We start from the raw sequence: 22,665 nt of genomic DNA on the forward strand, positions 1-22,665 counted from the left end.
TTCCGGATTTATGATTACCTTAACGTATTAGCGTTCGCTTTCGCATAAGCCTATGCTTTGTGAAGCCCAGTAGATTGAACCGTCTGTTAATACTGTTGTCAGCGGTAATTCGTCACCGCCAACTTGAGCATCATACCAGCGAATGTTACTTCCTTGTACATATACATCTGCCAATGTTAACTCGCCACCGGTAGAACATAATTCTATCGGGCTCATTACTGTCGGAGGAGGTAAATCATCATAAACATAAACTGTTACAGCATAAGCAATTAATGCACAGTCGCCATTAGTATTTGCCGCATAATATGTAGAACCGTGAATCAGTTCTTCATCCAAAGCCAATTCGGTTGTTAATTCTTCATCCGAATACCATATCAAACCATAACCAATTACTGTAATATCCGATATTTCCGCAGATACACAGAAAGATTGTGTTTCTTCTATGTAGTTATAAGTATCAGGTTCTATTTCTATTTCTACAGGCAAGCGGTTGGTGCTTTCGCAATCGGCACCTATAATAACTGCTGCATAATATGTACCTGTTTCAAGTATATGATTTACAACTAGCGGCTCAGTAGCATCAATAGTTTCGTACCATACAATTCCTGTTGTATTGGTAATTATACTGCCGATCATTGCACCTTCACAGAAATACTGCGGACTAGGTACGTCAGGAAGAACTGTTATTTCAGGTACAAATGTGATTGATACTTGAGTAAGTTCTGTACTCTGACATTCGCCTATTCGTTGTCCGGCATATACAATTATATTATTTGCAAGTATTGTTCCGGAAGGAAGTAAAAATGTTCCTTCAGGGTTAGCATACCAAAGAATTGTTTGTCCGTTTACAGGCAGATCGCTTAAACGAATAGTTCCGGCAAGATTCTGACATAATTCCATTGGCGAATCTATTTCAGGTGCAGGAATTATCATTTCATTATTAATAATTACTTTAACATAAGAACGTTCGCTCTTACATTCACCTATGCTTTGAGATACCCAATAAATAGTACCGTCAACCAACTGAGTATTTACAGGTAATGGATCTTCATCTGTTTCTGATGCATACCATTGAATATTCAATCCCTGAACAGAAATATTAGCTAAAGTTAAATTACCGACAATCTCGCATAGTTCGACAGGTGTTTGAACTACTGGAGGCAGTAAGTTATCGTAAATAAGAACTTTAACAGCAGCCCTTTCACCTACACAATCTACTCCCGTGCTATTAGCTGCATAATAAGTCGTATTATGAACGAGAGGATAAGTTAATGCGAGCGGAGCATCGCTGTCTATAGTTTCATACCAATGTATGCCGTGACCTGTAACTTCAAGGTCGGCTATAGTTGCTCCGACACAGAACATTTGTTCACCTACAGTTATAGGCGTACTAGGTTCATCTATTGAAATGTTTACAGGAACACGGTTTGTATTTTCACAATCACCAACCGACTGAGCAGCATAATAAGTTCTTGTTTCGAGAACAGTTAGCAGCGATAACGGTTCGCCTCCAACAGGAGAAAGATACCATACGATACTATTGTTAGGAACTATTACCGAAGCAAGGATTGCTCCATCACAGAATGATTGATCATCAATTTGAGGTAAAATAGTAATTTCAGGTACTAATGTTACTGTTACAGGAGTTCTTTCCGTACTTTCACAATCTCCGTTAACAACGCCTGCAAAATAAGTTTCGCCATTTACCAAAGGAATATGAGAATCCAATGGAATAGTATGTGTTTCTGTTATATACCAGTTAATATTATCATAACCGTTTATCAATAAATCGGCTATTGTTCCGCCTGAACAGAATTGCTGCGGTGAAGTAATTACAGGAGCCGAAACTTCCATTTCTTCGTTAAGGATTACTTTCACGGCAGTGCGTCCGCTACTTTCACAATGTCCTAAACTTTGTGATGCCCAGTATATCATTCCGTCTGTAAGAACAGTTGTTAATAGCAATTCGTTACCATCAACTTCCGCATCATACCAACGGATATTTTGACCTTGTACTTTTACAGCAGCAAGAGTTAGAGTAATCGGAGTTTCAATACAAAATTCTTGTGGAGTTGAAGCTACCGGCGGATTAACATTATAATATAACCATACAGTAACCGCAACTGTTTCTCCTATACAATCTCCGTTAGTTTGTGCTGCAAAATAAGTTGCACCGTGTGTTAATGGTGTATCCAAAGAAATTTCATCACCATTTACCGGAGCATCATACCATTTAATACCCGAGCCGGTAATAACAATATTTTCTATTGTAGGATTTACGTCTTGGCAGAAGAATTGTTCGTCGTCGGCTATAGGAGCACTTGGAACATCTATAGTAATAACTACCGGAATGCGAACTGTGCTTTCACACCATCCGACAATTTGCGAAGCCCAATAAGTTCTTGATTCTAAGATAGTTGAAGGGCCAATAGAGTTGTTACTATTTTCGTTTCTATACCAAATAATATTAACATTAGGAACATTAATATCAGCAATTGTAGCGCCTTCACAGAAAGATTGATCTTCTATTTCAGGTGCATAGGTAATAATAGGTACAATATTTATTGTTACAGGTGTACGTTCGGCACTTTCACAACTTCCTGCAACGAATGCTGCATAGTAGGTGCTTCCGTTTACCAATACAGTATTAACCGGCAACGAGGTAACATCATCAGCGGTTGCATACCAAACTATATTACTACCATCTGTTATGACGTCTGCTAATGTGGGATTACCGATATTACACATTTGTTGCGGAGATTGGATATTAGGAGCCGGAAGTTCAACAAAATCTTCTACATAAGCTATTACGTGCGAACGATAAACACTTTCGCAAGTTCCGTTTGTTCTGGCTGCCCAATATGTATTTCCACTTACTAATTCTTCAGTAGAATCTAATGGAAGACCACCTGTTTCTACAGCATACCAAATTATATCTTGATCGTTAGGATCCAGATCCGAAACGTAAGCCGGTTCGCAGAAAAATTGCGGTGAAGTTACAATCGGAGGAATAACAATAATTTCATTTGTTGTGATCGCGAGCATTTCACCTTCACAAGCTCCGTTACTTTGAACCGCATAATATGTTTTTCCACTTTCAAGTAGTGTTGTTAATGGCAGTTCATTTCCATTTGTTTCAGCATCATACCACTTAATACCTGCACCTGTGATTTTAAGGTCGGCCAATGTTTCACCATAACAAAAACTTTGAATAGCCTGAGCAACAGGAGCTTCAAATTCTAATAGTGTAATATTTACAGGAACTCTGCTGGTGTTTTGGCAATCTCCCGCATGAACCTCCGCCCAATAAATTCTCTGTGATAGTTTAGTGTCAGGAGTTAGAGGCGATCCGTTGTCTTCTGTTAAATACCAATCAACATTTACTCCATTTCCAACTACTATATCGCTGAGCATAGCTCCAAGACAGAATGCCTGATCATCTATTTCAGGTAATATAGTTATTTCACTTACAATATTTATTACTACCGGTGTACGTGAAGTACTTTCGCAACTTCCGGCAATAATTCCGGCATAATATGTTTCGTCATCTATTAATTCTGTATCAGTAGGTATTATTACATCGCCCGTACTGGTAGTGTACCAAACAATATTCGGATTATTGGTAATAATATCGGCAATTGTTGCATTTTCACAGAATTCCTGCGGAGAATCTATTTCCGGTGCATTGAGAACAATAGTTTCAACAATGCTGACTTTAACCGGAGAACGTCTTGCACTTTCACAACCGTTTCCGTCGGTCTGACTTGCATAATAAATACTACCGTCAGTCAACGTTTCGGTTAACTCTAAAGGTTCGCCGTCTGTTTCTACATCATACCACTTGATGTTCAAACCGGAAGCTACAAGATCACCTACAGTAGCAGGGTCACAGAACTCCTGAGAAGTTGTAACAACCGGAGGCATAATGTTAGGACAGTCGTTTGCAAGAACAATAATATTCACCCATGTTGTATCACAAGGTATATCTCCTCCGTCATACATACATAATTCATACTGGAATATATCATTGCCGTAGAAACCGGCATTAGGAGTATAAACAAATGTACCATTATGATTAACACTACTTAAAACACCGTTAACAGGTTGTGTTATGATATTTATAAGAGTTGCACCTGTAGGATATATATCATTTATCAAGATATTATTATTAAGAACAATAGCAAGTTCATTATCTTGGGTTGTAGAATAGAAATCAGGGAATGTAATTATCTTATCCGGTTCTGTTTCAAGAGGAGATACTATTATAGTTACCCATGCGGAATCACATAAGTTATTTTCATTACATATTTTGTACAAGAAGTAATCTCTACCTACAAAATTAGTATTAGGTTCATAACCAAATGTACCGTCACCATTATCGGATAATAATCCATGATTCGGTTGAACAAGAATATCACTTATTTCAATAATTCCTCCGTCAATATCAATATCATTATCCATAACACTCATATTAAGTATCGGAATATTAACATGAGTTGTATAAAGATCATGACCCGCTACAGGCGGACGAGGAGCTATATATTCATAAATAACTGTTAAGTACAAGTATGCATAATTAATATATCCGCATTCATGTTGAACTGTATACATAACAGTATCATAGCCTACGAAATTCGTATTAGGTGTGTAAGTATAGAAACCATTGGAATTAATAATAATATTACCATTCTTAGGTGTAGTATTATCAATAACTGTAAGAACTCCTTTATTCAGTAAGAAATCTATATCATTATCAAGTACATTAGCTTTTACAGGTTTATTAATATAAGTAATATTGTAGTCGTTAACAGCAATTATGTAATTAAGTTTTTCAGTAACCGAAACATTAGTGAGGATATAATTACATCCGTTTACATCAGAAACAGAAACATAATATATCCCTACAGGAATATCTTCTAACACGGTTACGCCGCTATTTGCAATATTATATTCGAATACAGTTTCATCAGCAGCTATATGAACTAAATACGGAGCTGTTCCACCTTCAATATCAAGTGTTATTGTACCATCTTCGTTACAATCAACTTCGCTTCCTACAGCAGTAAAAATAAAATCTGAATCATACAAACCAACCGTAAAATATTCTGTATAATTACACCCATACTGATTTTCAAGATACATAGTATGGTTGCCGGCCGGTAACCTGAATGTTATTATATCATTACCGATAAACGGGGTTAGAGCTCCCTCATTAATTTGATATCTCCAAGTGCCCGTTCCAGCAGGTGGAGTAAAAAGGACTTCAACAGCTCCTAATTGATTACATAATGCAGGTTGTATGCCTATCCTCAAATTCAGCTCGATATTTAAGTTTTCGACATTTACAGAAGTAGTTGCAATACATCCGGTTTCGTCTTCAATGGTAATGTCATAAGTACCTGAGGCAAAATCATCACCAATAAGTCCAGGATAAGCAGGAACAGGTTCAAATTCACTGCCATTGATAGAGTACCGGATTGTACCGATACCACCATAGGTTAAAATTGAAATTGTTCCGTCAGATATACTACAATCAGTAGTAGGAGTAGAACTTGCAGTAACCGACAGATCGCTATTTACAGGATTAAGAGTAATATTGGTACTGATTGCCGCTGTACAATTACTAAGATCGGCATCCCATACATAAACTGTATAAGTACCTGCAGGAAGTAATTCCGAAATACTACCGTCTGCATTCAATGGTAGTCTAGTATCGCTACCATCAAAGTTGTATTCGTATTGACCGCTTCCACCGATAACTTCAACAGTTATATTACCTAAATCTTCATCACAAGTAGGATAAGACGTTACATATACTGATCTTACTTCAATTACGGCAGTAGGATCAATACCTATTTCAATATTATTTAGATTTAATAAACATTCTTCACCATTAGTAGGACCGAAGTCTAAGACAACATTGTATATTCCGGAAGATAAATTTGAAATAAGGATATCTCCGGTAGGAGGAACATTTTGTGGTTCATTGTTTCCAACAACATAGGTAATCGGTCTTACAACATCATCCAATTTGATTGTAAAGCTACCGCTGCCTGTTCCGTCGCAAAGAGCATCATTTATATCAATAATTTCAGCATAATAATCTTCATCCAAAGAGATTGAGAAATGTATTGAATCGAAGCAGTATTCGGAATCATAAATATAAACCATATGAGAACCGGAACCAACAGGAATAACAACCGAATTACCAAGAATATCTATATGCGATCCGTAATTTAATTGATATTGGTAAGGTGATCTACCGCCGACAATTTCGATTGTAACTTCACCTTCCGCATCACAAGTAGCATTAACAGTATTGATAATTCCTATCAACATACCCGCATTTGCACCAACAACAGCTATTGTATTTGCCGTACAATTATCAGCATCTTTTACAATAACAACATAAGTGCCCGGGTCCAAATTTCCAATACGGTTATCGGCAGGTAATTCTTTAAAGTCACTATCTAATCCTACAATCATATAAGTATAAGGCATTGTACCTCCGCCTATTACTAATGTAATAGCACCATCTGAACTCGATGAAGCCATTTGATTACATGTTCTCGCATTTTGGATTCGGGTTTGTAATGTAAGATCACTGTTATAAGGATTCAAATTAATATATTGGCTTACAGCAGGATTACAGCTTTCATTGTCGAATTCGCGTACATATATTCTATAGCTTCCGGCAGACAATCCATCAATAATACCATCAACTGGGAAATCCGAATAGTCAATACCGTCATAGCTAAATTCATAAATACCGCTACCACCGGTAGCAGATATATATATGCTTCCTGTTTCTGAATCGCAGGTTGGTTGTTCAAGAACATATATAGATGTAATATATACGGGGTCAACGATATTAACCGTTAGATCAAGGGCAATACTACTTTCGCAACCTAAAGCGGAAGCAATTGCTCTGTATATTGTATTTGTTAACGGAGTAACATTTTCGCTATTCAGCTCTGTTAAAGTTTCATCAGAATTTACTATGTAATATGTAAATTGCGTATCATCAAGATCTTTTGTATCGCTAAAATAATCACCTAAGGATATAGTAACTCCTCTACATATACTAATTTCACTACTGCCTGTATAAGCTAATACCGGTCTTTCATTAACGACAATGTTACGTCTTACGGACATAACTCTAATACCGACAGGGTTACCGTCTTCAGGCATCATATAATATAAAGTAGTATAATATTCGCCGGGAGTAGTGAATCTGTATTTTGCAACAGAATCGGTAGGATTGACTGCAGCATTACCTTCTAAAGGCATACGTATAGGAGCGGTTCCGGATACTGTTGACATTGTGAATGAATACAAATTCATTCCTGTAGGAGCAACATATTCAGCAGTATCGCCTTCGCAAAGTGTTTCAGGTCCGAAGATAGTTGAAATAGGCACTACCATATCATAACAAGTAGAGCCGTAGTGTGTAGCTAATAGCTGATAACCAGCTTCTGCAGGCACATCAATATCAGGACTCAGAATAAAGTACGCATCGGCATCGCCGGCAACAGTTAGGAAATGTTGAGATGCGACAGGACCATCGGTTGTTTCATCCGTATCAATAATACCATTATTATTTCTATCAATATAAAAATCAATAAATAAATCATCATCATCATAGAAAGGAGAAATATTATGAACGGAATATTGACCTCTCCAGTAATCACCGGTCATGACACCGGTACTGCTTGCTGAAGTATTATCGAATTCCATTTCATACCATTGTATAGTTACATCGAAATAACTTCCGGCACGAGTTTCATATACTTCACAAGTTCTATGCTCAGTAGCACAATCTGCTTCTTTACCAGAGATTATTTCCATATAGAAGCTATAATCATCACATTCCGCATCGTCCACATTGAACTCGAAACTAATATTAACCTCTGTATCCATGGTTAAACCGGTAGGCAAAGGAATAGTATATTCAATTCCGTTTTCATCATCGTATGCTATTTCAGGAGTTATTCCGGAATAGAAAGTCGAATGAGTTGTGCTTGATATTCCCGAAATTAAAGTCATACCGGAAGGTATCAAGAAATATAAAGAATCGGTATCCAGGTTCGGATTATCGCCTGTTGCCATAAAGGTAGCAGTCCAAATAAGATCTTTATTGACGTCATTATCAACAAAATAAATTGGGTCTCCCGAAGGATTTGTTAAAGGAGGAAATACAACAGGATCACCAATTCCATCACCATTTCTATCTACGTGAGTAGCAACTATTTCGCTTGTTAAGCTATATATGATATTATCATTAATACCGAAATCAATATTTAAGATATCAGATATAACAAATTTTTCATCAATTTCAAAAGTACCACAAGCATCTGAGGCATTGAGCAAGAATCTTACCGGAGAGCCTGAGAAGAATTCGCAACCTGTTATAGCCGTTATTTTAATCCTCAGAGATTCTCCTCCAGATAAAGCATACACCTCACCATTAGCAAAATCGTCTTCGGAAATAGTAAACTCAAAATACTCTAAGGAAGATGTTAAAATCATATCTCTCCATTCATTATTTGCAGGATTAATAGGATCTTCATAATAATATTGGCCGCCTAATGCTTCAATACCTGTACTTCTATAATCGTCAAGGGCAATTATAAGATTTGTAAGTCCACCTGTACCTATTGCCTCAATTTCTAATTCATATTCAAATTCTTCACAAATATTAATCTCGGTTTCCGGTTGTGAAATTATTGTGATCTCTCCTATAACAGGCAAAGGCCATAAGGATAACTCTAAGGTATCTGTTATCATACCGCAAATTCCTGCGTTTATTTCCAATGCCAACGTAATAATATTATTAGTTGCATCAGCTAATATCGGAGCATATGTAATTCCAAGACCACTTATATCAGTTATTCCTCCTGAAGCCGATGGTGAAAAAATACCGTTTACTTCATTAGGAGCGACAAAATCACCTAATGAATTTTTAATATACCATTGGAATGATTCTACCGTAGTTCCTTCCAAGCCTGTAATAACCGGAGTTAATGTAAATGTACCCGGATAACAGATACCTGCAGTATTCGGAATAATTTCTACTTCGGGTTGTTGAAGAACAATTAATTTTACTTCTTTTCTGTTTTCAGGCAGATTTTCACAAAGAGCAGGGTTTGTTACGGAAACATAATAATATATAGTATCAGTTTCATCAACAAATATAGGATCATCTGGTTCATAAATAGAGCCTACATGTAATAGGTCGCCATTAGCATTATACCATCTGTATGTATTTATGAAAGCTCCTACTGCCGCTAAAGTAGGTATAGAACCGGAACAAATAGTAACATCATTAGCTATAATATCATCAGGCATTCCTGTCGGAAGGAATTCTATCAGTACTTCTATTTTTTCAGTTTCGCAATAATCATTGCTTTGACTTACATAATATGTTTCTCCTTCATCCAATAATGTGGATGGAGATAAAAGGTTACCTGCAGCATCGTACCAATTGATTGTATTGCCGGCTTCTATATCATCTTCGTTTGTTAATTCAGCATAAAGATTTGCAACTAAAGCTCCTTCGCAGAAAGATTGAGGAGAGAATGTATAAGGAGGGTCGAGCAAGTAAATAGTAACAGTTACAGCTACTCTATCACTTTCGCAATCGCCATTTGTTTGTGCAACATAATAAGTTTCTCCATTTACTAATTCGAAATCCAAACCTAAAGCTGTTGTAGCTTCTTCGCTTTCAAACCATTTAACGCCGTGACCGGTTACTTCAAGGTCGGCAATTACAGGTTCATAACAGAATGTTTGTGTTGCAGAAGCAATAACAGTCGGAGGTTGCGAAATTGTAATTTCCACAAAAACGCCACTTGTGCTTTCGCATTCACCATCACTTTGTTTTGCGTAATATGTATGATTTACCAATGGTGTTTCGGGAGACAAAGGTTCTGTATCACCAAAAGAGAAGTACCATACTATATGGTCATTAGGAACTTCAATATTACTTATAAGAGCTCCTTCACAGAATTGTTGTGCATTTATAGCTGGTGGTTGCGAAGGTGTTGCTTGAGCAACGAACACCTGTGTTCTTGTTGTACTTTCACAATTACCGGCAACTCTTGCAGCATAATAGTCGTCTGCAACAAGAGGAGTAGAAGGATCTAACGGGCTTCCACCATTAGCACTTGAATACCATAAAATATTTGTACCGTCTGTCCATAAATCGGCAACTGTCATTCCGACTAACGAGCAGAAACGTTGAGGAGTCGTAATTGATGGAGGATCCAGAATCAACTCATCGGTAATGATAACTTTAACATAAGAAGGCTGACTTTCGCAAGTTCCGTTATGTTGTGTTACGTAATATAAACCTTCATTTTCCAAAGAAGCGGAAGAAGCTAAAACATTACCATCGGAGTCATACCAAGTAAGATTAACACCTCTTGCATAAAGATCGGCAACAGTGGCGGAGCCGCAGAATTCCTGCGGAGTAGTTACTACAGGCGGATTAACTATTAACTCGTTAACAGTAACGGCAGCAATTTCGCCTTCGCAATCGCCGTTAGTTTGTACGGCATAGTATGTTTTTCCATCTTCGATTTGAGTATCTAATGGTAATTCCCGACCGTTTTCAGCGACGTCATACCATTTAACACCGGCACCCTCAACTACAAGATTAGCTAAAGTAGAAAGAGGACACATATCTTGATTTGTTGCAATAATAGGAGCACTATATTCGTCAATAGTAATATTTACAGATATTCTTGTTGTTGTTTCGCAATCTCCTACTTGGTATTCAGCCCAGTAGGTTCCTGTTGTCAACTGTGTGCCTGGCGCCAGAACAAGTGTAGATGTTTCAGACGGATACCAGGTAATATTACCATATACATTTAATCTGATATCGCTGACAGATGCGGATTCACAGAAACTTTGGTCGTCTATAGGATAAGAAACAAAATCGCTTGTTTCTTGAACAGTAACAGCGGTACGTGTTGTACTTTCGCATGCACCAGCAGAAATAGCGGCATAATAAGTAGTACCATCAGCAAGAGGTTCCGTAGAAGCTAAAACGTCATCTCCTGTAGCGGAAGCATACCATATAATATTACTGCCGTCGGTAACAAGATCTGCAAGAGTTGCGCCATCACAGAATAATTGCGGGCTAGGCACTGTCGGCGGAGTTAAGAACTCATCACTGAAAGTTACTAATACATAAGATCTTTGATCACTTTCACAAATGCCGATAGTTTGACCTGCATAGTAAGTTGTGTTATCTTCCAATGCTGTGTCGGGATCTAAAGCTTCCGTTGCATCTTCAGAGGCATACCATTTAATATTTTGTCCGAAAGCCATAAGGTCTGCAACAGTAGCAGGAGGACAGAATGTTTGTGGCGATTGTACTCTCGGAGGAGCAACTACCGGACACGGTGTTTTATTTACATATATATAAACCCAAGCCGTATCGCATACTATTCCCGCATCTTCTTCAACACATAATTCATATAAAAATGCATCTGTACCGTAGAAAATAACATCCGGCAGATATTCAAATGTTCCGTCGGCATTGATATGTAATCCGCCGTTTGAAGGTTGAGAAATTACTGTAATAACAGGTGTATAACCGGCAGGGTATAAATCGTTTTCCAATATTGTTGTACCGTATAATACTTGATTTTGATTCATTGAATACCAATCGGTAAACGCATAAATGATTTCGGTATTACCGGTAACAATTATAGTTACCCAAGTAGTATCACAAAGTGTAGGATATTCATTACTGCAAACTGAATAATAGAATATATCAGTTCCAATAAATTCATCATTAGGAGTATATCCGTAAGTACCGTCACTATTATCTATTAATGTACCGTTTGATGGTTGAGAAATGATAGTAGGTAATGATAGTGTTCCTCCATTGCGTTCGATATCATTACTTCTGATATCCATGACAGCAATTGTAACGTCTTTGTATGTAGAATAAAGATCGGTAACTGCAATCGGAGGTAATTCTTCCATTCCTTCGTCAAGAACCGTTATAACCAACATTGCTTCTGAAGTATTTCCGCAAATATTTTTAACGGTATAATAAATTGTATCATTTCCAAGATAATCCGTATTAGGGGTATAAGTATAATTTCCGAGTTCATCTATTTGAATTACACCGTTTTGCGGATCAAAATTAGATACCAGGGTTAAAATACTATTGTTATAATCGAAATCATTATCGAATATATTACCATTAACAGGAATATTAATATATGTAATATTATAGTCATTATTAGCGATAAATATATCTAAACCATGATTTATATATATCTTTTCATAAGTTGCAATACATCCTGCCGCATCTGTAACCACTATGGAATAAACTCCCACAGGTAAATTATCTATAGTTAGATCACCGGCCGGAACATCAGTAAGATTAATATTACCATAGTTTGTAATAGAGTACGGCACAGTACCGCCGGTAATATTCAAATGAATACTTCCACCTTCCGTACCATCACAAGGAGCATCTTTTGTTTCAACAGATGATAATATAATTCCGGCAGTATTACTTATATAGATTTCAGCTTCTGCATAACATCCTGCGTCATTTCTAACAATAACCTTATGCCAGCCAGATGTAACCTCTTCGGTTACAGTATTAACTACAAATGGTTTCCATTCTTTACCGTCAAGCTGATATCTCCATACCGGGTTATTTCCTGCTGGAGGATCTATAGCAATTCTCATTTGACCGTTTTGATCACAGTCAGCTTCCGCAATTTGTGTCAATACAAGACCTATTGCTGTAGTTTCAACGGTAACAATAGCTTCTGATGAAGCCATACAACCGCTCTCATCATATATAGTAATGATATATCTTCCTGATGCAAATAGGCCCAAATCACCATCTTCGGGGAGGTCATAAGTATCTTCACCATTATTTATGGTGTAAACCACATCACCTACAGCGCCTATAACCTGAGCATTTATAGCGCCTTCGGCAACTCCACAAGCTGTAACCGTACTTCCTGTAGTAAATATTCTCAGGGTATTCATCCTTGGTGATAATTCTATAGGACTACTTACAACTGGAGGACATGATGTGTTACCGGCATCCCATATATAAAAGGTGTAAACTCCGGGAGCAAATCCGAAAATTTCTCCGTTTGCAGGTAGAAAATCCGCTACTCCCAAATTATTTGAAATAGCGAAATAGTAATTATCGCTTCCACCGGTAACAACAATCTTGATTGTTCCGGGATCTTCTCCCGAACAGCCAGCTTGTTCAACAATATATATTGATTCTATTTTAATATCGTTACTCGGTTCTCTTCCTATTACTACATTATTAATAGTATAAGTACACCCATCTGAAAATGTAAAAGTAACGGAATAAGTACCTTGAGCAAGGTCACTTATAGTAATATTACCTTGTTCGGTAACATTAGTAGTAATGTTCATTATAGTATATGAAGCAAGATCTTGTCCGTAAGTTTCGAATGTAACAGAACCGCCTGCAGTACCGTCACAAGGAGCAGGTGTAGTATCAACAACTTCAGCATAAGAGCTATTAGAAGAGTTAACTGTTATATACCGGGAAACATAACATCCGTTTGCATCAATTACTTCAACAAAATGGTAACCTGCTGGGGCTTCAACTGTTACCTGCGTTCCTATAAACGCAATAGTATCCGTGTAATTCAAGATATAACTGTAAGGAGCCAAACCATCTGCAACAGATATTTCAAATGTACCCGGATTATCTTCACAATCAGCAGCAGTAATAGCTCTTAAGATCATGGATATTCCATTTTGAACACCAACATTTGTCAATATTGAAGTAGTACAACTATTAGCATCGGTTACATCGATTACATAGTTACCCGGAGCAAAAGTCGTTCCCAATAATCCGTCATCAGGAACAGGAAGCGGTGTAGCCACGTTATTATCGGCGGTAGATATACCTCTTAATGTATAACTATAAGGATAGGTACCACCACCTACATTCAAATAAATTCTACCGTTGTAAGGAGCAATGCAATTGGTTGATACTGTAGTTGTAGCGGAAATAGTTAAATCTCCAAACGATTCTAATGTTATATATGCTGTTCTAACAGTAGGACAAGCATTGTTACCTGCTTCACGAATAACAAAGTAATAAGTGCCTGCAGCTAAATTCGGAACAATGCCAGATGGGTCCAAAGTTAAGAAGTTGCCTTCACCGTTAATTTGGTATTGGTAGCTTCCGTTTCCGCCTTCTGCCGTAATTTTTACAGAGCCGGTAGAAGTTCCGCAATCAGGTTGGGTAACAACACTAACAGAAGTAGTCTGAATATTAGGTTCTATGTTTAATTTGATTTCTATATTTGTTGTGATATATTCACATGAATCGGCATTTATAACATATAAAGTATAATTTCCTACCGAAAGGTTATATATTGTAACCGGATTACTATTATTAATAACATTAAAATTTCCGTTATTTATACGATAGCTTAAAGGAAGTTTTGTTCCTTCAGCAGTAAATGTAATGCTACCGTCACCAGTACCATCACATTTAGCATCTGTAGTAGAAACGCCGGAAACCGTCAATCCTGAACCTTCAAAGCTTACAGAGAAAGTATCATATTTAACACAACCTTCCGAGTCCATGACAATGATTCCATAACTTCCGGCACTTACATATATATATGCAGTATCACCGGCAAAATTGACAAAATCATTATAGCCGATTATTTTATACGAATATCCCGGTGTACCGTTTTTAACAACAAGACGGGCTAAACCATCGTTAGCACATGTTGAAGGTTCTATTTCAACAAGTTGAACATCTAAACCGCCGATAGTATTTACTACAAATCCGTCTGCAAAAACAGAACAACCTCCGGCATCCCTAACTTCAAAAGTATGGGGACCATGGGCGAGGCCTGTAAATGTATTATTAGCGGGTAGCGGTGTTGAAACACCATCCAATATATATGTATAGGGTCGGGTTCCGCCCTGAACAAGAACTTGTAAAGTTCCGGTTGCAACACTACAATCATCTGTATCGGTTATTTCAAAAAGAGAAATAAACAGATCGGAATCTCTTGGGGTTAATGTGATTTCTTCACTTTCAACAGAAGTACATGTTAAGTTATCCAGGTCTTGAACATATACTATATAAGTACCAGCCGAGAGACCAATACCAGGAGTTATTTCCGTAATTATACCATCGGAAGGCAAAGGATAATATACATTTCCACCATCGAAATTATATCCGTAATTACCGCTTCCTTCGTAAACAGCAACATATATACTTCCGGTTGCATCGTCACAAGTAGGTTGAGTAACTACACTGATAGTACCTATATTAATATTAGAACCTCTTCCTAATCCGATTGTGAGTCCCATATTATTAATATAACATCCGGATTCATCACTAACTTCAACTTCATAAGTTCCTACTCCTAAATTAGGAATAACTACAGTAACAAAAGGAGTACCTTCTTCTCTTACAATTTCTATATATTCTCCGTTACCATAAGTATAATATAAGGTATCATTATCACCATTAGAATAAAATTCAATGTCAAGAACAATCTGGCCGCCGAATGTATTTTCACAAGTAGCATTTACTGCAGTAGCAGATAAAATTCCGAAACCAGGATTTTCTTGAGGTACATAAAAGGATACACTTCCACCACAATTATTTTTATCGGTTACAATTACTGTATTCCAACCAACATAGGCATTACCTCCTATAATAGGAGTATTAAATTCTTTCCAGCCTTGACTATTTAATCTATATTTATATGGTGCGTTATTTATATCAAAATTAAGAACTTCTACCTGAGCAGTTCCGAATAAATCACAATCCGAAGCCTGAGTTACAGTAGCTTGCAGTTCTATACCCAAATCCGCCTCAATGAGTACTTCTTCTATCGGATATTCGCAACCTGAATTATCTTTAATCCAGAAATTATATCTTCCTGCGGCAAAATTGGTTCCTATTATTCCGCTACGAGGTAAACCGGCATATTCGTTCCCATCCAGTTTATACTCATAAGGAGGTGTTCCGCCATTAGCAATTATCATAATTTCACCATCGGCAACTTCGCAACTTGTAACGTCTTTAAGAACAAATGCTTCTGCTTTTAAAGTGGTATGAATCGGCACTAAACTTATTGATAAACTTTGAGATGCAGAACATGCACTTGCAACTTTATTATGGACATATATTGTATAATGACCGGAAGTTAATCCTTCAATTAAAGCATATCCGTTTTCATTTAATTCTAAAGGTAAGTAAGTACCGTTTATATCGTTAATACTATATTCATATTCATTGTTACCTTCGTTTCTTGCAAATACGCCAATCCAAATCGAACCGCCGTCATCGTTACAATCAGGATATGTATAAGCTCCTATAGACCAAACTTCGGGCATTTCATCAACATAAACAATGAAATCAATGGAATCACGGGATTCACAACCATCATCGCCTACTTGAGCAGTATATGTATAGGTTGTTGTTTTCTGCGGGTAAACCAAAATCTCATTATCAACAACTCCATCAATGCGAGAGAAACTTCCCACTGGAGTATATGTTATATCTCCGCCTTCAGTAACATCTTTGCTAAATACGGAAAATACAGTAATATTCTCAATTGCTGATGTTTCATTTATATATTGACTTAGTTCTGTAGAGGCTCCAAGACATATTCTTGTATTTCCGCTACCTGTTAATGCAATTGTAGGAGCTGCATTAACTGTGAAAGGATAGTTAACAGGAATTAGCTGTGTAGTTTGTTCGTCAACAGTAACTGAATAAGTTGTTACCAAATTGAAGTTACCACGGACTGGCCATACAATTCTGTACTCGTCGGGATGTTCATTAATATCCGCATCACCTTCCAAAGGAATACGTGTAGGGGTCGCACCCGAAACTCCGTCTATTCTGACTGTTGTATAGTTTGATTTTCCTGCCGGTGCATAAAAAATAACAGTATCTCCTTCACAAACTGAGTTAGGACCATAGAAAGTTGCTATTGGAAATACATCATTATTACAAAAAGCAGTATCATTGTGTAAATGTACCAAAAGTTGCTCACCTTGTCCGAATGCTATTGCATCTGCGGCTTCTACGGCAAGTTGGAATGTTGATCCTAATGTCCAGGAATCACTCACCGGATAACCAATTCGTTTTACAAAAACATCGCTATTTTCATCAAGGATATTATTATTATCACTATCGATATAGAAATCAGCATATAATTTATCTCCCAATTCGGAAGAATAATCGGATTCGGAAAGAAAGTCGAAAGTTCCGTACCATTTGTTATCGGCAACGTTACCTCTTGCAACAGGAGCATCTTGAGGATAAATTAAACTAAATTTATATGCATCGACAACAAATTCAGGATAATCGCCATTAACTAAAAGGTTTATTTCACAATCTTGATTATCGCATTCTATATCTACTTTATAATACACCTGAGCATAAAAATCATAAGTAATACATTGTGCGAAAAATGTGGTAAACATAATTTCAAAGACAACAGAATCGCCTTCGGTTAAACCGTCAGGTATTGGGAAATATATCTCTACTCCGATAGCACCCGTTTGCGGATTTTCATAATCATCAATAGTAAACTCACTAAAGGCAGGAGCATTTGATATAGCAGTATATCCTAATGGAGTTTCCCCATCCGCTCTTAATATCTCAAAGCCATCAGGAATAAAGAAGTAAGCTGTTTCTGTAAGGGAGTTTGACATATAGTCATCACCTTGGGGGTAGAATGCAAGACGCATTACAACACTATCGCCATCGCGACCGATTGCTGCCGGCGGATCAAAAGTTGTTATTACATCATAATTAAAACTAACACCTCCTTCATCCAGAACAGTTCCGAACACATCTGTCGTAACCCTCGGAGCCGGTGAGGCTATCGCGTTATCACAAGCATCATTAGCATCTACAATAATTTCGTAAGCGCCGCCATTGAAAAATCCGCAACCTGCATAAACTTCTATTTTGAAGTATATTGAGTCTTCACTATTTAGTACAAAGTTATCATCCTCAATATTTTCAGTCATTCTCCATTTTGTAGTTGAATTTACATCAGCCTCACCTCTTTCGTACTCATATAATTGTGTCCAATCAGTAAGTTCCGGATTGTCAATGTCATATTCAGGGGTATAATACGCGTTTCTAACGCCTATTAAAGTATTATCCGCATTATCACTAAATATTATATCCAGATTACTAATCTGTCCGACTCCTGTTGATTTCATTTTAACGATATAAGCCGTATCTTGACATACATTTTGCAATGTAGTAGGTTGTTCAACCATTTCAATCGTATAACTTGTAGGATAAGGCAATATTTCAAGGTCAACAGTTTCAATAACATATCCGCAAACTCCGGTTTGAACTCTTAATTGTAGAGTTACATTATTTTCGTTAGCATTAGGACGTGTATAGGTTGTAGGAACTACCTGACTTGTTGATGTAATACCACTAGCTTCACGTTGGGGAGAGTAATTACCCACAACATCATTTATATATCCTACTCCGGGACTGCTAGGATCATCTAAGTACCAACCGTAGAAAGTAGCTGTTGTTGTGCCTGATATAGTAGGTGTCAACACAAAACCTTCCGTATAACATTTTGAAGAATTATCAACTGTTATTGATAATTCAGGCATTTGTTGTACTGTAACAACAGTAACTGCTCGATCCTCCTCTAAATTTTCACAATAATTACTTCCGCGAACAGATACATAATAAGTTATGCTTGTTGTTACATTTGTTGTTAAAGAACCGGTATTGTATTGTGGGCCTACGCCAATCTCATTTCCAGAACTGTCATACCATGTAAAAACTGGATCAGTGATATTTGCACCGGCCGCAAGAGAAGCAGTAAGTACAACCGAATTTCCGGTACATATTGTTCCTCCATTCGTTACATTAATCTGGGCTGCTATCGCGTTAGGATTAATCGTAATATCAATATAATCTCTTGCAACAGACACACAACCTGTAGTACTTTCAAATACCGCTTCGGCATAATATCTTTTAGTTGTTTGCTGTGTTACAATCGGCAATGTTATTGTAGCAGGACTTCCTGTAGCAATATATTCTCCGCCTGTTTCCGATTCATACCAATATATGGTAGCTTCAGCATCTGTTGTTGCAGAAAGTACAACTTGGCTTTCTTCACATAAAACAGTAGAAATAGTAGTTGTAATATTTATGACCGGAGCCGGCAATACTGTAAGAGTAAACTGTACACGTTCGCTTTCGCAAGGAGTTCCTACTGTCACGTCTTCAATATCTACCACCCAAAATGTTTGATTACCAGTTACACCTGTAACAATAGGGCTATCAAGAGGCGTACCTCCTGTGGCAGAAGTATAGAAATTATAAGGTATTGTTCCTCCAACAACGGCATTTTGAAGATCTATATCTTCTCCATAGCACACTGTTAAATTTTGAACGTTAGGTGCAGCCGGATAAGGATATATTGTAACTACGACTTCAAATGAAATACCCGCACAAGGGACATCCTCATCTTCAGATAAAGAATAAGGCGTAACTACATAAACAACATCAACCGATGTTGTGCCGTTATTGACAAGTGTACCATTAAAGTTTGTTTCATTAGTACCCGCGGCTAAACCTGTTATATTGGTAATCGGATCCGGCGCTTCCCAGCTGTACGTAGTAACGGTATTAGCGGGAAATACAGAATTACCGATTTCTGTTTTAGGATCGATATTGAATTGAGCGCCGCTACATGCATTTACTTCCAACTGAGTATTTGCCGGGACATTAGCTCTTGGTAAAACTTCTATCCATACAGGTACCAAGTCGGTTAAACACATAGAGTTATCTATCTGAGCTCTAACCCAATAGTTTCTTGAAGTAGTCGGCGAAACATTAGCATTGACCGGTACTGTTCCGGCAGCATTAGAATATACTGTATATGTGTATGTAAGTTCTGTAGGATAACCTTCCGGAAGGCTTTCAGGGTCAGCAGGAATAAGCGTAACAAAATCCAATATGTTAGTTGAAGAACCTTCACATATTGTATCACTGCTTTGAGATAAAGATATTTCGGGTACCGGCAGGTCAATAAGATAAAAAGTCCAATAACACACGTTATACGGATCATTAGGAATTGCATAATATGCGGTTCTATCCTCTATAGGATCCAAATATGAATCTGGGCCAGGAAAAGGATTATTTATCGTATATTCTTCAACAGTAGGGTCGTCAACCGGGGGTTTTCCTGTGCTGGGATCAATTTTATTGTAAAATTTCGCCCCATTTATAAAATATTGTGCAACATCCGCATAAGGTACAGATGTAGGTGATTCGGCACATAAACTAATAGAACGAATTTCATAGACCGTTTGATTATCTCCACATTCATCAAGAGCCTCAATTGTCAGCTGCGGAGGAGTTGTAATAGGTTCGTCGTCACAGGGTGCATTTCTATATCCGTAGATAAATGGCCATTGTCCGAAATTTACTCCGGATATATGTCCTTTACCGGATGATTCGCCATAGACAACTATCTGCGGCACACACTCGTCCGAACCTGCAAGAATATAACAATCGTCTGTGATTACTACAGAAAAAGTCAGTCTTGCCAATAGTTCATAAGTGGTAGTTACTCCGGGCTGTTCTATTTCTGCCGATTGATATATGTAATCGCCAACATACCACATTACCTGCCCTGAAGCTCCTGAAGAAACGTCAAATCTAAATTCGGAATTGTTATCATCAGGTATTCTCGGATAAGTAGGGTACGGATATTTATTATTAAAATTATTCAAGCTATCTCTATTCCAGAAGTATTCCTCATTGTGTGAATGGTATTTTGCCGTATAAGGAATAGGCATGGCAATCAAAAGACTGTCAATAGCTTCATCTCCTTTATTTCTTATTTCAAGGGTATATGTAATAGTGTCTCTCGGATATAATAATATGCTGCCGAGACCGGCTTCCGGATCATAATCTATTTGTTCGCCATTGATCATAGCCACCATATTCAGGGCTTCCGGTTCGGGGATATAAGCATCAATAGCGGCGACAAGACTGTATATTATGTATGTATCCTGAGTAGAACCATATCTAAAGCTCATTGAGGTTTGGTTATTAGTTACAAACCGTTTATCAGAATTGGCAAGGTTAAATAAAGCAATATCAACTCCGGTATTATTTTCTATTTCAGGAAATCTATCACTGGACACCTGTATTTCACTTCGGAAAAAATTATTAGTACCGGGAGTATATATTTGACCGTCACGATTAATATATGAATAATCACTTACGGCCGTTTGCGGAATTCCGTTAACTTGTCTGGCAACCTGAAAATACTCACCGTTTATATCCAAATCGCCTTCCCCTGCCATTAGACCGAGCTTAACATTAATTTCTCCGTCTTGTACGGAATGTATACCATTAATTGCAAATTGGTTGGCACCGGTTGTACTACCTGCCATATATGCATAGCCATCGAAGACAACTATGTCTCTCCATGGAAATACCGAATTCTCATATACTACTACCATACCCCAGTTACCATAATAACCGGTTCCGCCGCCATCGCCTTCAAACAAGGCTATTTCAGAAACAGTATATTCTCCCACTCCTCTTTGACGGACAAAATCTGTTACATCAACATATCCTACAAACATGTTTCCACTTGCAGTTCCCGGATAATAAATATCCTCTGTTGAGGCGGTAAATTGTGTATATGCTCCGTCATTCGCATGTTTTATTTGAACAACATTCTTAGTATATGTCTTACTTGCTACAGAAGTAGAAGCCCCGACATTAATTCGGGCAGTAGATAATGCGGCAACGGCAGCACTAATTCCACCACCTGAAGTTCTTGTCATTTGGTCAACAGTAATAATATTATTACTAATAGTACCTAAATTAATAGGTCTAAAAGTAACAGTAATAGAACTACCTTCTTCAACCACACTATAAACAGTTGGGTATATCCAATTAGCATTGTTACCAGTGCCCGTCGCATATCTAATGTACGGATAAGTATTTAAAAAGTCAACATACCAGGTTACATTTGTATTATTCGCATTTGTCCTAAAAGAATATCTTGGGTAATAATCTCCGCCCGAACCAGCACGAGCTACTGTCATGGTTCTGTTTGTATTTGTAGTTCCGGGTATTTGTGTACTATTACCGATTGTTTGCTGGTTTGTTATTGTACCTTGAATGACCTTTGCACCCGATACAACCGTCATTGAAGCCGCTGCTGATGTCGTAGTTTGCGATCTTCCGGACCAATATAACCCGGCATATATTATGTTAGTACATTCATGGTTAGCATTATAATCATCCGGAAATTGCAAATCTGCTGACGATGAGTTAAGAGTTGACGGATCTCCGTCAACATCAACATAAATCATGTTATTATTACCATTCCCTGTACCAAGTGAATAATTTTCCAATGTCATATTGGTATTACCAATAAGCAAGAAATCACCACGCACATTATAAATCTGTCTGCTTTGTGCAGACCCTTGATCAGAGGTTCGCGGCTCAAATTCCACACGAACCTGTGCATTTATCAGATTAGGAACAAGTGCCAGGGCAAATGTCACAAGGATTGCTATTTTAGCAACTCTTTTTCCAGTAAATAGATTGTAAAAACTACTCATAATATTTATTTTTTA

Annotated in this window: 1 protein-coding gene; it reads right to left on the reverse strand. The window is 37.5% G+C overall.

All coding sequences use genetic code 11. The features are described from left to right. Positions 1 to 27: 27 nt before the first annotated feature. A complete protein-coding gene (locus LBP67_01910) occupies positions 28 to 22,650 on the reverse strand; it encodes a tandem-95 repeat protein (GenBank protein MDR2083734.1) in 22,623 nt (7,540 codons plus the stop codon). Positions 22,651 to 22,665 lie beyond the last annotated feature (15 nt).

The sequence above is a fragment of the Bacteroidales bacterium genome (assembly GCA_031276035.1).
GTDB lineage: Bacteria > Bacteroidota > Bacteroidia > Bacteroidales > BM520 > RGIG7150.